Source organism: Buttiauxella agrestis ATCC 33320, from assembly GCF_000735355.1.
Classification (GTDB): domain Bacteria; phylum Pseudomonadota; class Gammaproteobacteria; order Enterobacterales; family Enterobacteriaceae; genus Buttiauxella; species Buttiauxella agrestis.
In genome coordinates this window covers 507001-521758 of the sequence record NZ_JMPI01000022.1, presented here as the reverse complement: position 1 = coordinate 521758, position 14758 = coordinate 507001, and the positions used below count along the sequence as shown (strand labels likewise).

The following is a 14758-nucleotide window of genomic DNA, read 5'->3' as shown; positions in this document are numbered from 1 at the left end:
TTAATGAAGTCTATTTAGAACAAATTGGATAAGTCATTGCTGTACGCTTTTGCGACCTTTTCACCCATCGCTTTCATCTGCTGAATCATGCCCGTCAATTTGCGGGCATAGTTTGGATCCGTAGCGTAACCCGCATTCTGCAAGGCTTGCGCGCCCTGCTCTGCGCTGTTGGCATTGGTCACGGCGGCGTAACGCGGGTTGCGTGTCAGCAAGCCGACGTAATCAGAAAGCGCTTCCAGATAAGAGCTGTAAACGCGGAATTTGGCCTTCACCTTTTTCGCCTCACCGTTTTCATATTCGGTGGTGGTGATTTCAGTCACCGGCCCTTTCCAGTTGCTGCTGGCTTTCACGCCAAACAGGTTAAAGCTCGGCTCGCCTTTTTCCGTAAGGATTTGACGCTGCCCCCAGCCTGACTCCAGCGCAGCCTGCGCCAGAATCAGGTGGTGCGGAATACCGCTTTGCTCACTGGCCAGGCGTGCCGGTAATGAAAGCTGCGCCAGGAAGTCTTTGCTATCCCCTGTTAGCGGCTCTTCGTTAGAAGGCGCTTTCGGGATGGCCTGGCGCACCATTTGCGTTAACGCCTGGTTCTGGAAGCTGGTAACCGTTTGCATATCAAACTTCATCGGCACCTTACCTGCATCTTCCTGCGGGTCAGCATTGCCGCCCATTTGCTCAACCATCATGTCGGCCAGCCCAAGGCCTTTGGCACTGAGCTGCTGCGCGATTTGCTGGTCATAGATGCTGGTGTACATGCGCGTCTGCTCGCTGCTAAATAAGCCATCTTTTGGCAGCGCTTCACGCATGCTTTTCAGCATCATCTGCACGAACATCCCTTCCACCTGGCGAGCAACCGACTTCATATTACCTTTAGGATCTTGCCCGGTTTTCGCTTTCAACTCGTTAAGAGAGTTAGCATCCCATGCCGCATTCGCCAGTGACTGGGTATCGTTAAGCATCAGATGATTTCCACTTTGGCACGCAGGCAGCCCGCGGTTTGCATAGATTGAAGAATCGACATCAATTCCATTGGCGATGCGCCCAGCGTGTTCAATGCCCGAACAACGTTATTCAGGTTTGCGCTGGCGTTAACCCGTTGCAGCGCCCCGCCATTCTGACGCAGGTCGATTTGCGTTTGCGGCGTAACCACCGTTTGACCGCCACCAAATGGCGTATCCGGTTGGCTCACTTGTGCCTGGCGATTCACCGTAACAGACAAGTTCCCCTGCGCCACGGCGCATGTATCGAGCGTCACTTCCTGGTTCATCACCACCGAACCGGTGCGAGAGTTGATAATCACTTTCGCATCCTGTGCAGGCATGTTGACTTCGAGATTCTGAATATCGGCCAGCAGACGCACCTGCGAACTGTTACCGGTTGGCACGCGAATTTGAATGGTGCGAGCGTCAAGCGCCGACGCACTGCCATAGCCACGCGAGCGGTTGATGGTGTCCGTGATTTGCTGCGCAAGAGTGAAATCGTCGTTGTTCAGTTGCAGGCTGATCATATTACCGGAGCCAAAGGTGCCCGGTAATTCACGCTCAATAACCGCGCCGTTGGTGATGCGCCCGCCATTAAGCTGGTTCACCTGAACGCTGCTGCCACCCGCTGAGGCCCCTGCACCGCCGACTAAAATGTTACCCTGCGCCAGCGCATACACCTGGTTATCAACGCCTTTTAATGGCGTCATTAACAATGTGCCGCCACGCAGACTTTTGGCGTTACCCATTGAAGAAACGACGACGTCGATGTTCTGCCCTGAGCGCGCAAATGCCGGGTACTTCGCCGTGACCATGACCGCCGCAACGTTCTTAAGCTGCATGTTGGTGCCCGCCGGAACGGTGATCCCCAACTGCGAAAGCATGTTGTTTAACGTCTGAGTGGTGAAAGGCGTCTGGGTTGTCTGATCGCCCGTTCCATCAAGGCCAACGACAAGACCATAGCCAATCAGGGAGTTTTCACGCACGCCCTGAACCGTCGTCAGGTCGCGGATACGATCGGCCTGCGCCAGTGTCGCCACCAGCATCAGCAATCCGAATAAATATTTGGTCATGTGTTCCTCGCTTACATCGGCGATAAATTAAGGAAGAAGCGTTGCAACCAGCCCATGTTTTGCGCTTCGTTGATGTAGCCGTTGCCGACATACTCGATACGCGCATCCGCCACCTGGGTTGATGACACGGTGTTGGTGCCACTGATGGTGCGAGGATTCACCACGCCGGAGAAACGAATAAATTCGGTGCCCTGGTTGATGGCAATCTGTTTTTCACCCACGACGTGCAGGTTGCCGTTCGCCAGCACCTGATCCACCGTCACGGTCAACGTTCCGCTAAAGGTGTTACTGGCGTTCGCCCCACCTTTACCGTTAAAGCTGTTGCCGCCACCTGCATCGACATCCGCACGGTTGTTACCGAACAGGCCTTCGAGATAGCGCGGCGTGACATCAAATCCAAAGTTTGTTTTGCCATCACGGCTGGCATTTGCCGAAGAACTCTTACTGGCGCTGACATTTTCCTGGAGCACAATGGTCAACGTGTCACCAACGTTACGTGGGCGGCGGTCTTCAAACAGCGGTTGATACCCATAGTTCACCGGTTGCACCGTCTGGAAAATAGAACCATTGATTACCGGTGCAGGGCCAGGCACTGGCTGGGCGGTCGTCGCACCTTCCACCAGCGGTTTAGTTGGTATCAGCGCACAGCCACTTGTGGCGAGCACCAGACACATCACGATAGGACGAAGAACCATTGGGTTTTGCATTGCTTTCATCTTCAGGTCATTCAGATAAAGACAGCCGGCGCGCAAAACGCACCGGCAAACGCCTTACAGTTGCGTCAGTTTTTGCAGCATCTGATCGGTTGTAGAAACGGCTTTAGAGTTGATTTCGTAGGCGCGCTGAACCTGGATCATATTCACCAGTTCTTCGGCAACGTTCACGTTAGAGGTTTCAACATACCCCTGATACAGCAAGCCCGCGCCGTTAAGGCCTGGCGTGCTTTCGTTCGGCGTACCGGAAGACTGGGTTTCGGCGTACAGGTTTTCACCCAGGCTTTCCAGGCCGGTATCGTTCATAAAGGTGGTCAAATTAAGCTGCCCCACCTGCACCGGCTGCGCTTGCCCCTGCTGAGTCACACTCACAATGCCATCACGTCCAATGGTGATCGTCAGGGCATTCGCCGGAATGGTTATTGCAGGCTGAACCTGGAAACCACCCGCGGTGACTAACTGGCCGTTTTGATCCACCTGGAAAGAGCCATCGCGCGTATAGGCACTGGTGCCATCCGGAAGCTGAACCTGGAAGAACCCCTGGCCTTTAATCGCCACATCTTTGCTGTTATTGGTTTGCGAAAGGTTGCCCTGGCTGTGCAAACGCTCGGTGGCTACGGGGCGCACACCGGTACCAATCTGCAAACCGGACGGCAGCGTCGTCTGTTCGGACGATTGCGCACCAGGCTGGCGAATGGTTTGATAAAGAAGATCTTCAAACACCGCACGTTGACGCTTAAAACCATTGGTGGAGACGTTTGCCAGGTTGTTGGCAATCACATCCATATTGGTTTGCTGGGCATCAAGGCCAGTTTTTGCGATCCATAAAGAACTGATCATTTTGAATTCCTGTTAGTTTCGCGGCTGATTATCATGTCATCGACAACAGCTGATTCGCCCGCTGCTCGTTTTCATCCACGCTTGAAATAATTTTCATCTGCATCTCAAAACGACGAGCATTGGAAATCATGTCAGCCATGGCTTCTACTGGCTTAACGTTGCTGCCTTCCAGCACGCCAGGCATCAACGTGATGGATGCGTCAGCTTGCAACGTCGCGCCACGCGTGGCCTGAGCGGCAGCACTTGGTCGGAAAAACCCGTCATCACCGCGCACCACTTCAAGCCCGGTGGCTTTCACCAGTTTCAGACGGCCAATCGGTGCCACGGTATTAGGCTGGTCACCTGCGTTAAGAGCAGAAATGGTGCCATCAGCCGCGATAGTCAGCTCTGAACCCTGAGGTACGGCAATCGGGCCGCCTTCGCCCATCACCGGTTGCCCGCCGATGGTGAGTTGCCCGGCAGGACTCACCTGCATATTGCCGTTGCGGGTATAAGCTTCAGTACCATCAGCACTTTGTACCGCCAGCCAACCGTCTTGTTGCAGAGCAACATCCAGCGGGCGTTGGGTGTAATCAAGCTGACCTTGCGACATATCCACGCCTGGCGTTGAAGCTGTCACCAGGGTGCGCGTCGGCAAAGATAGCCCTTCCACCGGAACCGCACGCAAAGCGGTAAGCTGTGCGCGAAAGCCCGGCGTTGAAGCGTTTGCCAGGTTGCTGGCCGTCACCGCTTGTTGGTTCAGCGTCTGACTGGCCGCACCCATGGCGGTATAAATTGCGTGATCCATTAAGCTATCCCGTCAGTGATTAGCGCAGGTTAACCAGGGTGTTGAGGATCTGGTCCTGGGTTTTGATGGTCTGTGCGTTGGACTGGTAGTTACGCTGCGCGACAATCATATTGACCAGTTCTTTACTCAGATCGACGTTCGAGGACTCCAGCGCACCGTTGGTCAGCGTGCCGAAGTTGCCAGAACCCGCGGTACCCAACAGGGCAACACCTGAAGCATTAGACGCAGACCACACGTTGTTGCCCTCAGAAGACAGACCTTCCGGGTTTGCAAAGTTGGACAGAACAATCTGACCTAACAGCTGGGTTTGCTCATTGGAGTAATTACCCACGATGCTGCCGTCTTCGTTGATCTGGTAGCTCACCAGGTCACCAGGCTTATAGCCATTTTGATTCGCGGCAACAATATTGTTAGAACCGGTGTTTTGCTGCATGGAGTTCAGGAAACTCAGATCAAATGTCGCCGGTGTCGCGCCATTAATAGCCCCGGTGGTGAGGGTGTTAGTGCCACCCGAAGTCAGCGTGCCATTTGGGCTAAACACCATCGACGCGCCTTTTGTCACAGGACTACCCGCCACGCTGCTGTCCTGGGTATAAACATCCCAAGTGTTCGCAGTAGTGGATTTCACAAAGAATACGTTCATATCATGGGCGTTACCCTGGCTGTCAAAGACAGTGATAGAACCTTTTTTGTTGTAGGTATCTGAATCTGTCGCACTGAAAGGCGTTTTCGTCGGCGTGGGATCGGTAGAGTTCAGGTTGATCTGCATCGATGCCGTAGTGGTGGTTTTCGCCGCCATCAGGGTATTTGGAACAGCAAGCCCTACCGGGTTCGCCCCTTCCTGAATGGTTGGCGGCGTGCCGGTTGCCGGATAACCCGTCAATTGCATCCCCTGCATGTTCACCAGATTACGGTTTTCATCCAGTTTGAACTGGCCGTTACGGCTGTAATAAATAGAACCGTTGGTATCGACCAGGCGGAAAAAACCATTCTGGCTGATAGCCACATCCAGGCCGCGCCCGGTATTGGTTGTGGTACCGTCGTTAAAGTCCTGGGTGATACCCGCAACTTTCACGCCCAGACCCACTTTCGAGCCTGCAAACATATCGGCAAACGAAACGCTGCCGGACTTAAAACCGTAGGTGGCGGAGTTGGCAATATTGTTACCAATTACATCCAGGTTGGTGGCCGCAGCATTCAGGCCGCTGACCGCTTGAGAAAAGCCCATGTTTTACTCCTGCAAAGGGTGGGAGGCTTAGATAATCTGCCTGATATCGTCGAGGGTTGAGGTGCCGTAAGTACCGAGGTCGAGCAAGGTCTTGCCGTTACTGAGCGTGACACCGTTGACCAACGCAAAATTCAGCGGTTGAGCAACCAGTTGTGTCCCGCCATTACTGGCATTGATGGCAACGTTATAAGCGCCGTCCGGCACTGTCGTCCCATCGGTAGCGGTGCCATCCCACGTGAAGGTATGAACACCTGCACTAAGCGCACCAATATCGAGCGTACGAACCACTTTGCCGGTGTTATCGGTGATGGTTGCGGTGACTTTATCCGCCCCCTGTTGCAACTCAACACCGAACGGCGTGGTCGCTTCACTGCCCGCCAAAATTTTCGAGCCAGGGATCATTACGCCATGGCCAATCAGAGCGCTGGCCTGCACAGACTGGTTGTTAGTCAACTGACCAGACACAGAACCGAGCGTGGTATTAAGTTTTTCAATGCCGCTCACGGTGCTGATTTGCGCCAGTTGGGTGGTCAGTTCGTTGTTTTGCAGAGGGTTGGTCGGGTCCTGGTTTTTCAGCTGCGCAACGAGCAGCGTCAAAAAGCTACTCTGTAGATCGGCAGCATTGTTCCCGGTAATGCTGCTATTACCCGATAAAGTATTAACACCACTGGTCGTGGTGTCGTTCATATTAACGGCGATGCCCATCAGTCACTCCTTTACTGACCCAAAGTCAGGGTTTTCAACATCATGCTTTTCACGGTGTTGAGCACTTCAACGTTGGCCTGGTAGCTGCGTGACGCCGACATGCTGTTGACCATCTCACCTACGACGTCCACGTTTGGCATCCGCACATAACCTTTGGCATCAGCCAGCGGGTTCCCCGGCTGGAACACCAGTTTGTCCGGCTCCTGGCTTTCTTGAATACCCGTCACCTTTACGCCACCCGTTTCAGCACCCGGAGCGGCATCTACCTGGAAAATAACCTGCTTAGCGCGATAAGGTTGGCCGTCCGGGCCAGTGGCGCTATCTGCGTTAGCCAGGTTACTCGCCGCCACGTTCATCCGCTTGGACTGCGCCGTCATTGCCGAACCGGCAATATCAAAAATATTCAGTAATGCCATCTATTAGCCACCCTGTTGCAGCACAGACATCATGCCCTTGATTTGGCCGCCGAGGACCGTGAGATCGGATTGATATTTCAGGCTGTTATCGGCAAATTGCGTACGTTCGCGGTCCATATCGACGGTGTTGCCATCCATAGATGGCTGGTCAGGAACGCGGTAGAGGAGATCAAGCGAAGGAGTGGTTTGTGTCGCCGCCGGAATATGGCGTGCGGAGGTGAGCGCAAGCGCAACACCGCTGCCTTCGGCACGGCCTCTTTCCATCACTTTTTTCATTTCACTGGCAAAATCAATATCGCGGGCCTGATAGCCCGGGGTATCCGCATTGGCGATATTTGCTGCCAGAATTTCCTGACGCTGGGCACGCAAATTAATCGCTTCTTGCTGAAATCGCAGTGAGGCATCCAGTTTGTCTAGCATGTTCCCTCCGCATAATTAGGATTTGTCTGACAGCTTAAATCTCCTTACGCGTGCGTTATCGTTGGAATAGACACAAAATGCGTCGCTATTTGTCGCCTTGATCAATTCGGTGTGCGGTTAAAATCACTGCAACCTGAACAAGGAGAAGCGAGATGGCTGGACTAAAAACCTGGAGCACAATTGCCCTTTTACTGGCCTGCCCGCAGGCTTTTGCCAGTATTCTGGACGCACCATTGACCCAGTTTTTCCAGCAACGTCTGGTGGGTATAAGCGATGACGTGTCGGTGATTGTAAAAACGCCGGATGCACAATTGCCTCCCTGCCCACTTCCCGATTTTTCGATGCCGGGCAATGGTCGTTTATGGGGAAATGTGAGCGTTCTGGCACGATGCGGAAACGAGAAACGCTATATTCAGGCAGAAGTTCAGGCTACCGGGAACTACGTGGTGGCAGCGCTTGCACTGCCGCGTGGCACGGTGATCAACGAAACTCAGGTGCAGCTCAAGCGTGGGCGTTTAGACCAATTACCTCCGCGTGCAATGCTGGATATCAACCAGGCCAGCAGTGCAGTAACGCTGCGTGATATCGCACCCAATCAGCCCATTATGTTGTCCATGGTACGCCAGTCCTGGCGTGTGAAAGCCGGACAGCGAGTACACGTCGTCGCAGCAGGTGAAGGTTTTAGCGTAAATAGCGAAGGCAAAGCGTTGAATAATGCGGCGGTGGCGCAGAATGCGCGTGTACGAATGGATTCGGGTCAGATTGTGAGCGGCACAGTCGACGTTGATGGGAATATTCTGATTAACTTGTAATATTCAACGGGCAATTAAGAAGGCTATAAAGAATCTGCGGCGACTGCCGATAGTGTGTTAACAGATGATAGATATTGGCAGGCTCTCGTGCAGTGGGCCACCTCGATGAGGATAGAATAATGAGTATTGATCGCACATCTCCTTTGAAACCGGTAAGCACCGTACAACCGCGTGAAACGTCAGAAGCTCCGGTCCAAAAGAGCCGTCTGGAAAAGAGCACGACCCCAAACAGCACCAATGTGACACTCAGCGATGCGCAGGCGAAGTTAGTTCAGCCGGGCAGCGGTGATATCAATATGGAACGCGTTGAAGCACTCAAAACTGCTATCCGCAATGGTGAGCTAAAAATGGATACCGGCAAAATCGCCGATGCACTCATCCAGGAAGCTCAGAGCTATATATTGAGTAAATAATTGCATGAATCGTCTGTTAGAAGTGATGGATCAAATGACTGTGGTGCTCAACTCTCTCAAAGAGGTGATGGACGCCGAGCAGCAACAATTATCCGCAGGCCATGTAAATGGCAGTGCATTACAGCGCATTACCGAAGATAAAAGCTCGTTGCTGGCAACGCTTGATTATCTTGAGCAGCTTCGCCGTGCCGAACAAAATGCACATAACACAAGCAGCACGGATATCAGCCAGCGTTGGCAGACGATTACGCAAAAAACGCAGCATTTACGTGATATCAATCAGCACAATGGTTGGCTATTAGAAGATCAGTTGGCGCGCAATGAAGAAGCGCTGGCAGTGCTCAAGCCGCATCAGGAACCGAATCTTTACGGTGCTGACGGGCAGGCGACGACGGTGAGTCGTGGCGGGAATAAAAAAATAACGATTTAGTCTTAATTTGCTGTCGGATGGCGCTTACGCTTATCCGACCTACGATGAACTTTTGCATCGTAAGGTCGACAAGCGCAAGCGCCTTCCAGCAAATTTAGCGAGGCAACGCCTTCAAAATCTTCATCGTCGCTTCAACATCAATTTCATCTTCCGAGAAAATCAACGTCGAACCCTGGAACGTGGTGACAGCCAGTTTTTTCAGCGTGCGCATTTCACCCGGTTTAGGGTCAGCTTTCGGGCGAATGCTGTTCATCAGTGCGCCAACAGACAACACCGCATTCTCTTTATCAATCTTGGTTTCGGCTGGGACTTCTTCGCTATAGACCAGGAAAGATTTGATCGCAGTGATTTTAATGCGCTCGCCCGCGATATAGATGTATTTGCTATCAGGTTCTACTTTTACCGCATACGCCGACAAACCTTTATTGTTGGTCGTTGGCTCGAAAGTCACCGAAGCATCTTTCTTAATCAGATCTGGATTGGCGACCTTAATCACATGAAAATAACGGTTGTCGCCATTTTCATCTTTGATAAAACCGAAACCTTTGTCTTCAAACCAGGTTGTGATTGTTCCGTGCATCGCTATTACCGCCTAATTAATCGTTCAATATGTCAAATTTTGCAGCGCGCAGTTTAATGCACAATGCGTTGGCTACAAAGTCCGTTTACTACAGGGTCCGTCGCGCAAAATCTTTCACGCGGAATCCCAACACCGTGAGCGTGGCAAAATACGCCGCAATACCCGCGACAACCACAGCCATCAGACGCAATAAACGGTACGGCATAGTGCCAATATCCCACGCAGGCATAATATGCATCACGCCAAATAACACCGCAGCCATGACAATCACACCGGCAAACAGACGCCACAAGAAGCCACTCCAACCCGGTTGTGGGTGGAAAATATCACGTTTACGCAGTTGCCAGTATAGCAGGCTGGCATTCAGGCAAGCCCCAAGACCAATCGACAGCGACAGCCCGGCGTGCTTGAGCGGGCCGATAAACGCCAGGTTCATCACCTGGGTCATGATAAGCGTCACGATGGCAATTTTGACCGGCGTTTTGATGTCCTGGCGCGAGTAAAAACCGGGTGCCAGCACTTTCACCACAATCAGCCCCATCAACCCGACGGAGTACGCCACCAGCGCACGTTGCGTCATGGCCGCATCGAAAGCAGTGAATTTACCGTACTGGAACAGAGAAACAGTCAGCGGTTTTGCCAGAATACCTAGCGCAACGGCACTGGGTAGCGCCAGCAGGAAACATAAACGCAGCCCCCAGTCCATCAGGCGCGAGTATTCGTCGTGATTGCCGCTGGCAAAACTTCTCGCCAGAGACGGCAGCAAGATAGTCCCTAATGCCACACCCAGTACGCCGGAAGGAAACTCCATCAAGCGGTCTGCGTAGTACATCCAGGAAACGGAACCGGACGCGAGGAACGAGGCAAAAATGGTGTTGATGATCAATGAAATCTGGCTAACGGAAACCCCAAGAATGGCCGGTCCCATCTGCTTAATGACACGCATCGCACCGGCATCTTTCAGATTCACACGCGGTAAAACCAGCATGCCAATCTTTTTCAGATGCGGTAACTGATACGCCAGTTGCAAGACACCGCCGACGGTAACTGCCCAGGCCAACGCCAGAATCGGCGGATTAAAATGCGGCGCGGCAAACAGCGCAAAACCAATCATGCTGAGGTTTAAGAAAGTTGGCGCAAATGCAGGCACCGAGAAACGGTTCCAGGTATTAAGAATCGCGCCACATAAAGACGCCAGCGAAATCAGGAAGATATACGGGAACGTAATACGCAACAGGCTGGAGGTCAGCGCAAATTTGTCGGCGGTGTCGGCAAAACCGGGCGCCGTTACCAGGATCACCCAGGGTGCCGCAATCATCCCGATAACCGTCACGACGGCCAGCGCCAGGGTCAGTAAACCGGAAACATACGAGACAAACACGCGAGTGGCATCTTCGCCCTGTTTGCTTTTGTACTCAGCCAGAATCGGGACAAAGGCTTGCGAGAAAGCGCCTTCCGCAAAAATACGGCGCAGTAAGTTTGGTAATTTAAACGCGACAAAAAAGGCATCCGTCGCCATTCCAGCCCCAAAAACCCTTGCCACAATGGCGTCACGTGCAAATCCGAGCACGCGAGAAAACATCGTCATCGAGCTGACAGCTGCCAGCGATTTTAAAAGATTCATTTATTATATGGTTCCACAAACATCAACGCCTGCTGGGCAGGCGTTGTTAAGGGACATTTCGTAGGCGCGTAGTCTACCGATACTCTATTTAAATAGCACTCGTGTTATTCGCTCATCGCATCACGCCACAGTTTCTCAACCACGCGCTGCGCCATCAACGCTTGCTCGCCTGCGGTTTCAGGAACCGTCTGATTTGCCACACTTTCAAGGAAATGATGCGCGCAACCGACAAATCCTCGCTGCTCAAGAGTGCTTTGCCAGCCAGGGATTGGGCGATGTACCACGCCACTGCCGCACTCTTCACGCCATTCGCGCATATCAGTCACATCATATAAACCACCGTCTGTCACCGCCTGAACCCACTCGCGCTGACTTCCCGCTCGGCGATGCATACTGGTAGTGATTTGCAGATTACCGCTGGCAAAGTGATGTTCAGCAAACAGCATTTGCCCCTGGTCGTTAGTCTGCAAGGTGCCGCTTTGCAATTGTGCTTCACGCCCACCGAGCCACAAGGCCGTATCAACGACGTGCAGGTAATCATCCAGCAATGTGAAACGCAGATCGTTTGGCCCGACGCTATCCGCACGGTGTTTGTCCATTCGCAACGACGCGCCAGTCGCCAGTTTCGCTTTCAGATCCTGATACAGCGGAGAGAAACGGCGGTTAAAACCGACCATTAATGTGCGTTTCTGGCGATGCGCCATTTCTACCAGGCGTTCCGCATCAGCAAGATTTTCAGCCAGAGGCTTATCGACACAAACGTTAACGCCTGCCTGCAATAGTTCGCTGACGACCGCGAAATGGCTGCTGGTTGCGCTGTGAACGAACACCGCGTCACACTGCGCGGCCAGCTCTGAAATAGAGGAAACATAGGGAATGCGATACGCATCGCAAACCTTTTGCGCTTTAGCCTGGGTTGGAGAAAACGCCCCCTGAAATATCCAGTCACCCGCTTGAGTTAATACCGGCAGCCACGCTTTTTGCGCAATCCCGCCCAAGCCGACCACGCCGACGCGAAGTTTAGTCATTCATTAATCCCCAAGATGCGCGAGCAGTGAATCCAGGCGTTGCTTAAGCTCGGCAACTTCACTTTCAAGTTGTTCGACGCGGGCCGTTAAATCTTCTGTAGGCAGCGCAGGACTTTGGGACGCTGCCAGTTCAGAGGCGTCAACCTCGCCACTGAAAAGATGCATATAGCGACTTTCACGCTTGCCAGGCTCGCGCGGCAAACGCACCACAAACGGGCCATCTTCGCGATTAGCCAGATTTTCGAGCGTCGCTTCAACCTGTGCCATATCGGCAAATTCAAACATTCTGGCGGCGCGTGTGCGTAATTCACCTGGCGTTTGCGCCCCGCGCAGCAGCAAAGTGGTCACAACGGCGACTTCAGCAGCCGAGAGTTTGAGATTGCCAAATTCAGAATTGCAGAAACGTTGCTCGTATTTGGTGACACGGTTGCCAAACCCGCTGAGGGTGCGCAGAAAGTGGCGTTTTACCAGCGAATCCAGCGTGTCCTGAACGTCATGTTCTTTTAATTCCATAACGGGTTCGCGGTTGGTTTTCTGGTTACATGCCGTCACCACGCCGTTCACCGACATCGGATATTGTTCGGGAGTGGTCACCTGCTTTTCCATCAGGCTACCCACAACTCGCGCTTCAACCGCAGTTAACTGATATTTCATTTCTCGTCCTTAACGGCCAGGGGTCCATTCTTTGGTAGTCAATGCAGTCAACACATGGTCGCGCCAGACTCCATCAATCAGTAAATACTCTTTGGCATAGCCTTCTTTTTCAAAACCGAGGCGGGCAAGGAGATCCCCGCTGCGCTGGTTGTGCGGCATATAGTTCGCCATGATGCGGTGAATATTTTGGCTGCGTTGCATGTAACGTATTGCTGTAGTCAACGCTTCAAACATCATGCCCTGCCCCTGCCATTTCTCGCCCAGCGAATAGCCGAGATAACAAGCATGAAAAGAGCCACGCACCACGTTGGAGAAATTGGCAACGCCACGTATTTCCTTTTCTTCTGGATCAAGCAGCGCAAAGTAATAAGCGCTGCCCGTTTTGTGCATCTCACCAATCATGCCCAACCGCGCCTGCCAACCGGAAGGGTAGCAATGGCTGTCGTCACGAATCGGCTCCCACGGTTTCAGGAACTGGCGGTTTTCAGCGTAATAATCAGCCAGACGCCAGGCATCGCGCTCATACACCAGACGCACCACCAGGCGGTCGGTTGTTAAGCGTACTTTGGGCAGGTTACTGCGGTAGCCAAACATGTTCACCCTACTCCTCACATCCCACATTTTTCTTAGGCAACTTAATTACTATACCTGCGCCTGGCGACGGAAGGAAAACAACAACATGCAGATTTTTCATCAGGTCATACTTTTTTCGATTAATGAGTTCAATCAAAGCGCCAGATTGATAAAAAAATATTGTCGCGTGGCTCCCTGTCAAAAACCCTGAGAGCAGTAGAGAATAGAAGTTTGTCACACTTTTAAAGTTCCCTGGAGGGGAGATGGCGCGGGTCGCGCAGGCCAGGAGCCTGGGTAAATACTTCTTATTGCTCGATAATATGCTAGTGGTATTAGGCTTCTTCGTGGTTTTCCCTCTTATTTCTATTCGCTTTGTTGACCAAATGGGTTGGGCCGCATTAATGGTGGGCATTGCGCTCGGCCTGCGCCAATTAACACAGCAAGGGCTGGGAATATTTGGCGGGGCTATCGCCGATAAACTTGGCGCCAAACCAATGATCGTCACCGGAATGCTGCTGCGCGCCGTCGGTTTTGCGCTGATGGGTATCGCGCAGGAGCCGTGGGTGTTGTGGTTGTCGTGTTTTATCTCCGCAATTGGCGGGACGTTGTTTGACCCTCCACGCGCAGCCCTGGTGGTAAAACTGGTGCGCCCACATCAGCGTGGCCGTTTCTTCTCAATATTGATGATGCAAGACAGCGCCGGGGCGGTGATTGGCGCCCTGCTTGGAAGCTGGTTGCTGCAATATGATTTCCGTCTGGTGTGTGCTGTAGGCGCCGTGATGTTTGTCATTTGCGCAGGCGTCAATGCCTGGCTGCTGCCTGCTTATAAACTTTCCACTATTCGCACACCGATGCTGGAAGGCATGGGGCGTGTGCTGCGTGACAAACGCTTCATCACTTATGTTCTGACGCTAGCCGGTTATTACATGTTAGCGGTGCAGGTAATGTTGATGCTGCCGATTATGGTCAACGAAATTGCCGGGACGCCTGCCGCAGTGAAATGGATGTACGCCATTGAAGCGGCGCTCTCGTTAACGCTGCTGTACCCAATTGCTCGCTGGAGCGAAAAACGCTTTCGTCTTGAGCAGCGTTTGATGGCCGGTTTGTTGCTGATGTCGCTGGCGATGTTGCCGATGGGTTTAAGCAGCAATCTTCAGCAGCTGTTTACCCTGATTTGCGTGTTTTACATTGGCTCCATTATTGCCGAACCGGCTCGCGAAACGTTGAGCGCATCGCTTGCCGATTCACGCGCTCGTGGCAGCTATATGGGGTTCAGTCGGCTGGGCCTGGCGATCGGTGGCGCATTTGGTTACGCGGGCGGTGGGTGGCTTTATGACGCAGGGAAAAGCATTAATCAGCCGGAACTTCCGTGGGTGATGCTGGGGATTATTGGCATCATTACGCTTTTCGCGCTGTGGTGGCAGTTCAGCACGAAACCTGTTGAACCCTCGATGCTTGAACCGGGCAACTAGTTTGCAGCCCCTG

Annotated in this window: 18 protein-coding genes; 4 read left to right on the top strand and 14 right to left on the bottom strand. The window is 52.8% G+C overall.

All coding sequences use genetic code 11. From position 1 onward, the window contains the following. Positions 1 to 14 precede the first annotated feature (14 nt). The 9 genes from flgJ to flgB form a co-directional block, all read right to left on the bottom strand. Positions 15 to 956, bottom strand: a complete 942-nt coding sequence (gene flgJ / locus GBAG_RS07155) for a flagellar assembly peptidoglycan hydrolase FlgJ (RefSeq protein ID WP_034494523.1) — start codon at positions 954 to 956, stop codon at positions 15 to 17. Beyond that, a complete protein-coding gene (locus tag GBAG_RS07150) occupies positions 956 to 2050 on the bottom strand; it encodes a flagellar basal body P-ring protein FlgI (protein WP_034494521.1) in 1095 nt (364 codons plus the stop codon). The genes flgJ and GBAG_RS07150 overlap by 1 nt, the downstream gene beginning before the upstream one ends. 11 nt (positions 2051 to 2061) lie before the next feature. Next, positions 2062 to 2757, bottom strand: a complete 696-nt coding sequence (gene flgH, locus GBAG_RS07145; RefSeq protein ID WP_156104865.1) for a flagellar basal body L-ring protein FlgH — start codon at positions 2755 to 2757, stop codon at positions 2062 to 2064. Positions 2758 to 2820: 63 nt separating this feature from the next. After that, complete coding sequence (gene flgG / locus GBAG_RS07140) at positions 2821 to 3603, bottom strand: flagellar basal-body rod protein FlgG (protein ID WP_034494519.1); 783 nt, start codon at positions 3601 to 3603, stop codon at positions 2821 to 2823. Between the two features lie 31 nt (positions 3604 to 3634). Next, positions 3635 to 4390: a flagellar basal body rod protein FlgF gene (locus GBAG_RS07135; RefSeq protein ID WP_034494517.1), complete on the bottom strand. Its 756-nt coding sequence runs from the start codon at positions 4388 to 4390 to the stop codon at positions 3635 to 3637. A gap of 19 nt (positions 4391 to 4409) precedes the next feature. Next, positions 4410 to 5618 carry a flagellar hook protein FlgE gene (gene flgE, locus GBAG_RS07130; RefSeq protein WP_034494515.1) on the bottom strand — a complete coding sequence of 403 codons (1209 nt, stop codon included), beginning with the start codon at positions 5616 to 5618 and terminating at the stop codon, positions 4410 to 4412. Between the two features lie 27 nt (positions 5619 to 5645). Further along, on the bottom strand, positions 5646 to 6323 hold the full coding sequence (flgD, locus tag GBAG_RS07125) for a flagellar hook assembly protein FlgD (protein ID WP_034494513.1): 678 nt from the start codon (positions 6321 to 6323) through the stop codon (positions 5646 to 5648). A gap of 11 nt (positions 6324 to 6334) precedes the next feature. Further along, positions 6335 to 6739 carry a flagellar basal body rod protein FlgC gene (gene flgC, locus GBAG_RS07120; RefSeq protein WP_034494511.1) on the bottom strand — a complete coding sequence of 135 codons (405 nt, stop codon included), beginning with the start codon at positions 6737 to 6739 and terminating at the stop codon, positions 6335 to 6337. Between the two features lie 3 nt (positions 6740 to 6742). Next, positions 6743 to 7159, bottom strand: a complete 417-nt coding sequence (flgB, locus tag GBAG_RS07115; protein WP_034494510.1) for a flagellar basal body rod protein FlgB — start codon at positions 7157 to 7159, stop codon at positions 6743 to 6745. Positions 7160 to 7311: 152 nt separating this feature from the next. Here flgB and flgA point away from each other — a divergent pair, with 152 nt between their 5' ends. The 3 genes from flgA (at position 7312) to flgN (ending at position 8814) form a co-directional block, all read left to right on the top strand. Beyond that, entirely contained in the window at positions 7312 to 7971 is a 660-nt protein-coding gene (flgA, locus tag GBAG_RS07110) for a flagellar basal body P-ring formation chaperone FlgA (RefSeq protein ID WP_034494508.1), read from the top strand. Between the two features lie 119 nt (positions 7972 to 8090). Then, positions 8091 to 8384 (top strand): flagellar biosynthesis anti-sigma factor FlgM, encoded by a 294-nt coding sequence (gene flgM / locus GBAG_RS07105; RefSeq protein ID WP_034494507.1) that lies wholly within the window; start codon positions 8091 to 8093, stop codon positions 8382 to 8384. A gap of 4 nt (positions 8385 to 8388) precedes the next feature. Beyond that, positions 8389 to 8814: a flagella biosynthesis chaperone FlgN gene (gene flgN / locus GBAG_RS07100; protein WP_034494506.1), complete on the top strand. Its 426-nt coding sequence runs from the start codon at positions 8389 to 8391 to the stop codon at positions 8812 to 8814. Positions 8815 to 8908: 94 nt separating this feature from the next. Here flgN and GBAG_RS07095 read toward each other — a convergent pair whose 3' ends face one another. The 5 genes from GBAG_RS07095 to rimJ all read right to left on the bottom strand — a co-directional run bounded on the left by GBAG_RS07095 (position 8909) and on the right by rimJ (position 13294). Then, entirely contained in the window at positions 8909 to 9400 is a 492-nt protein-coding gene (locus tag GBAG_RS07095; RefSeq protein WP_034494504.1) for a cold shock domain-containing protein, read from the bottom strand. 82 nt (positions 9401 to 9482) lie between these two features. After that, on the bottom strand, positions 9483 to 11018 hold the full coding sequence (gene murJ, locus GBAG_RS07090; RefSeq protein WP_034494503.1) for a murein biosynthesis integral membrane protein MurJ: 1536 nt from the start codon (positions 11016 to 11018) through the stop codon (positions 9483 to 9485). 104 nt (positions 11019 to 11122) lie between these two features. Then, positions 11123 to 12046 (bottom strand): Gfo/Idh/MocA family protein, encoded by a 924-nt coding sequence (locus GBAG_RS07085; protein ID WP_034494502.1) that lies wholly within the window; start codon positions 12044 to 12046, stop codon positions 11123 to 11125. A 3-nt stretch (positions 12047 to 12049) separates the two neighbouring features. Continuing rightward, positions 12050 to 12700 (bottom strand): YceH family protein, encoded by a 651-nt coding sequence (locus GBAG_RS07080; protein ID WP_034494500.1) that lies wholly within the window; start codon positions 12698 to 12700, stop codon positions 12050 to 12052. Between the two features lie 9 nt (positions 12701 to 12709). Continuing rightward, positions 12710 to 13294: a ribosomal protein S5-alanine N-acetyltransferase gene (gene rimJ / locus GBAG_RS07075; RefSeq protein WP_034494497.1), complete on the bottom strand. Its 585-nt coding sequence runs from the start codon at positions 13292 to 13294 to the stop codon at positions 12710 to 12712. Positions 13295 to 13536: 242 nt separating this feature from the next. Between rimJ and mdtH the strand changes: the two genes are divergently transcribed. Next, on the top strand, positions 13537 to 14745 hold the full coding sequence (mdtH, locus tag GBAG_RS07070; RefSeq protein WP_034494495.1) for a multidrug efflux MFS transporter MdtH: 1209 nt from the start codon (positions 13537 to 13539) through the stop codon (positions 14743 to 14745). The last annotated feature ends 13 nt before the right edge of the window (positions 14746 to 14758 follow it).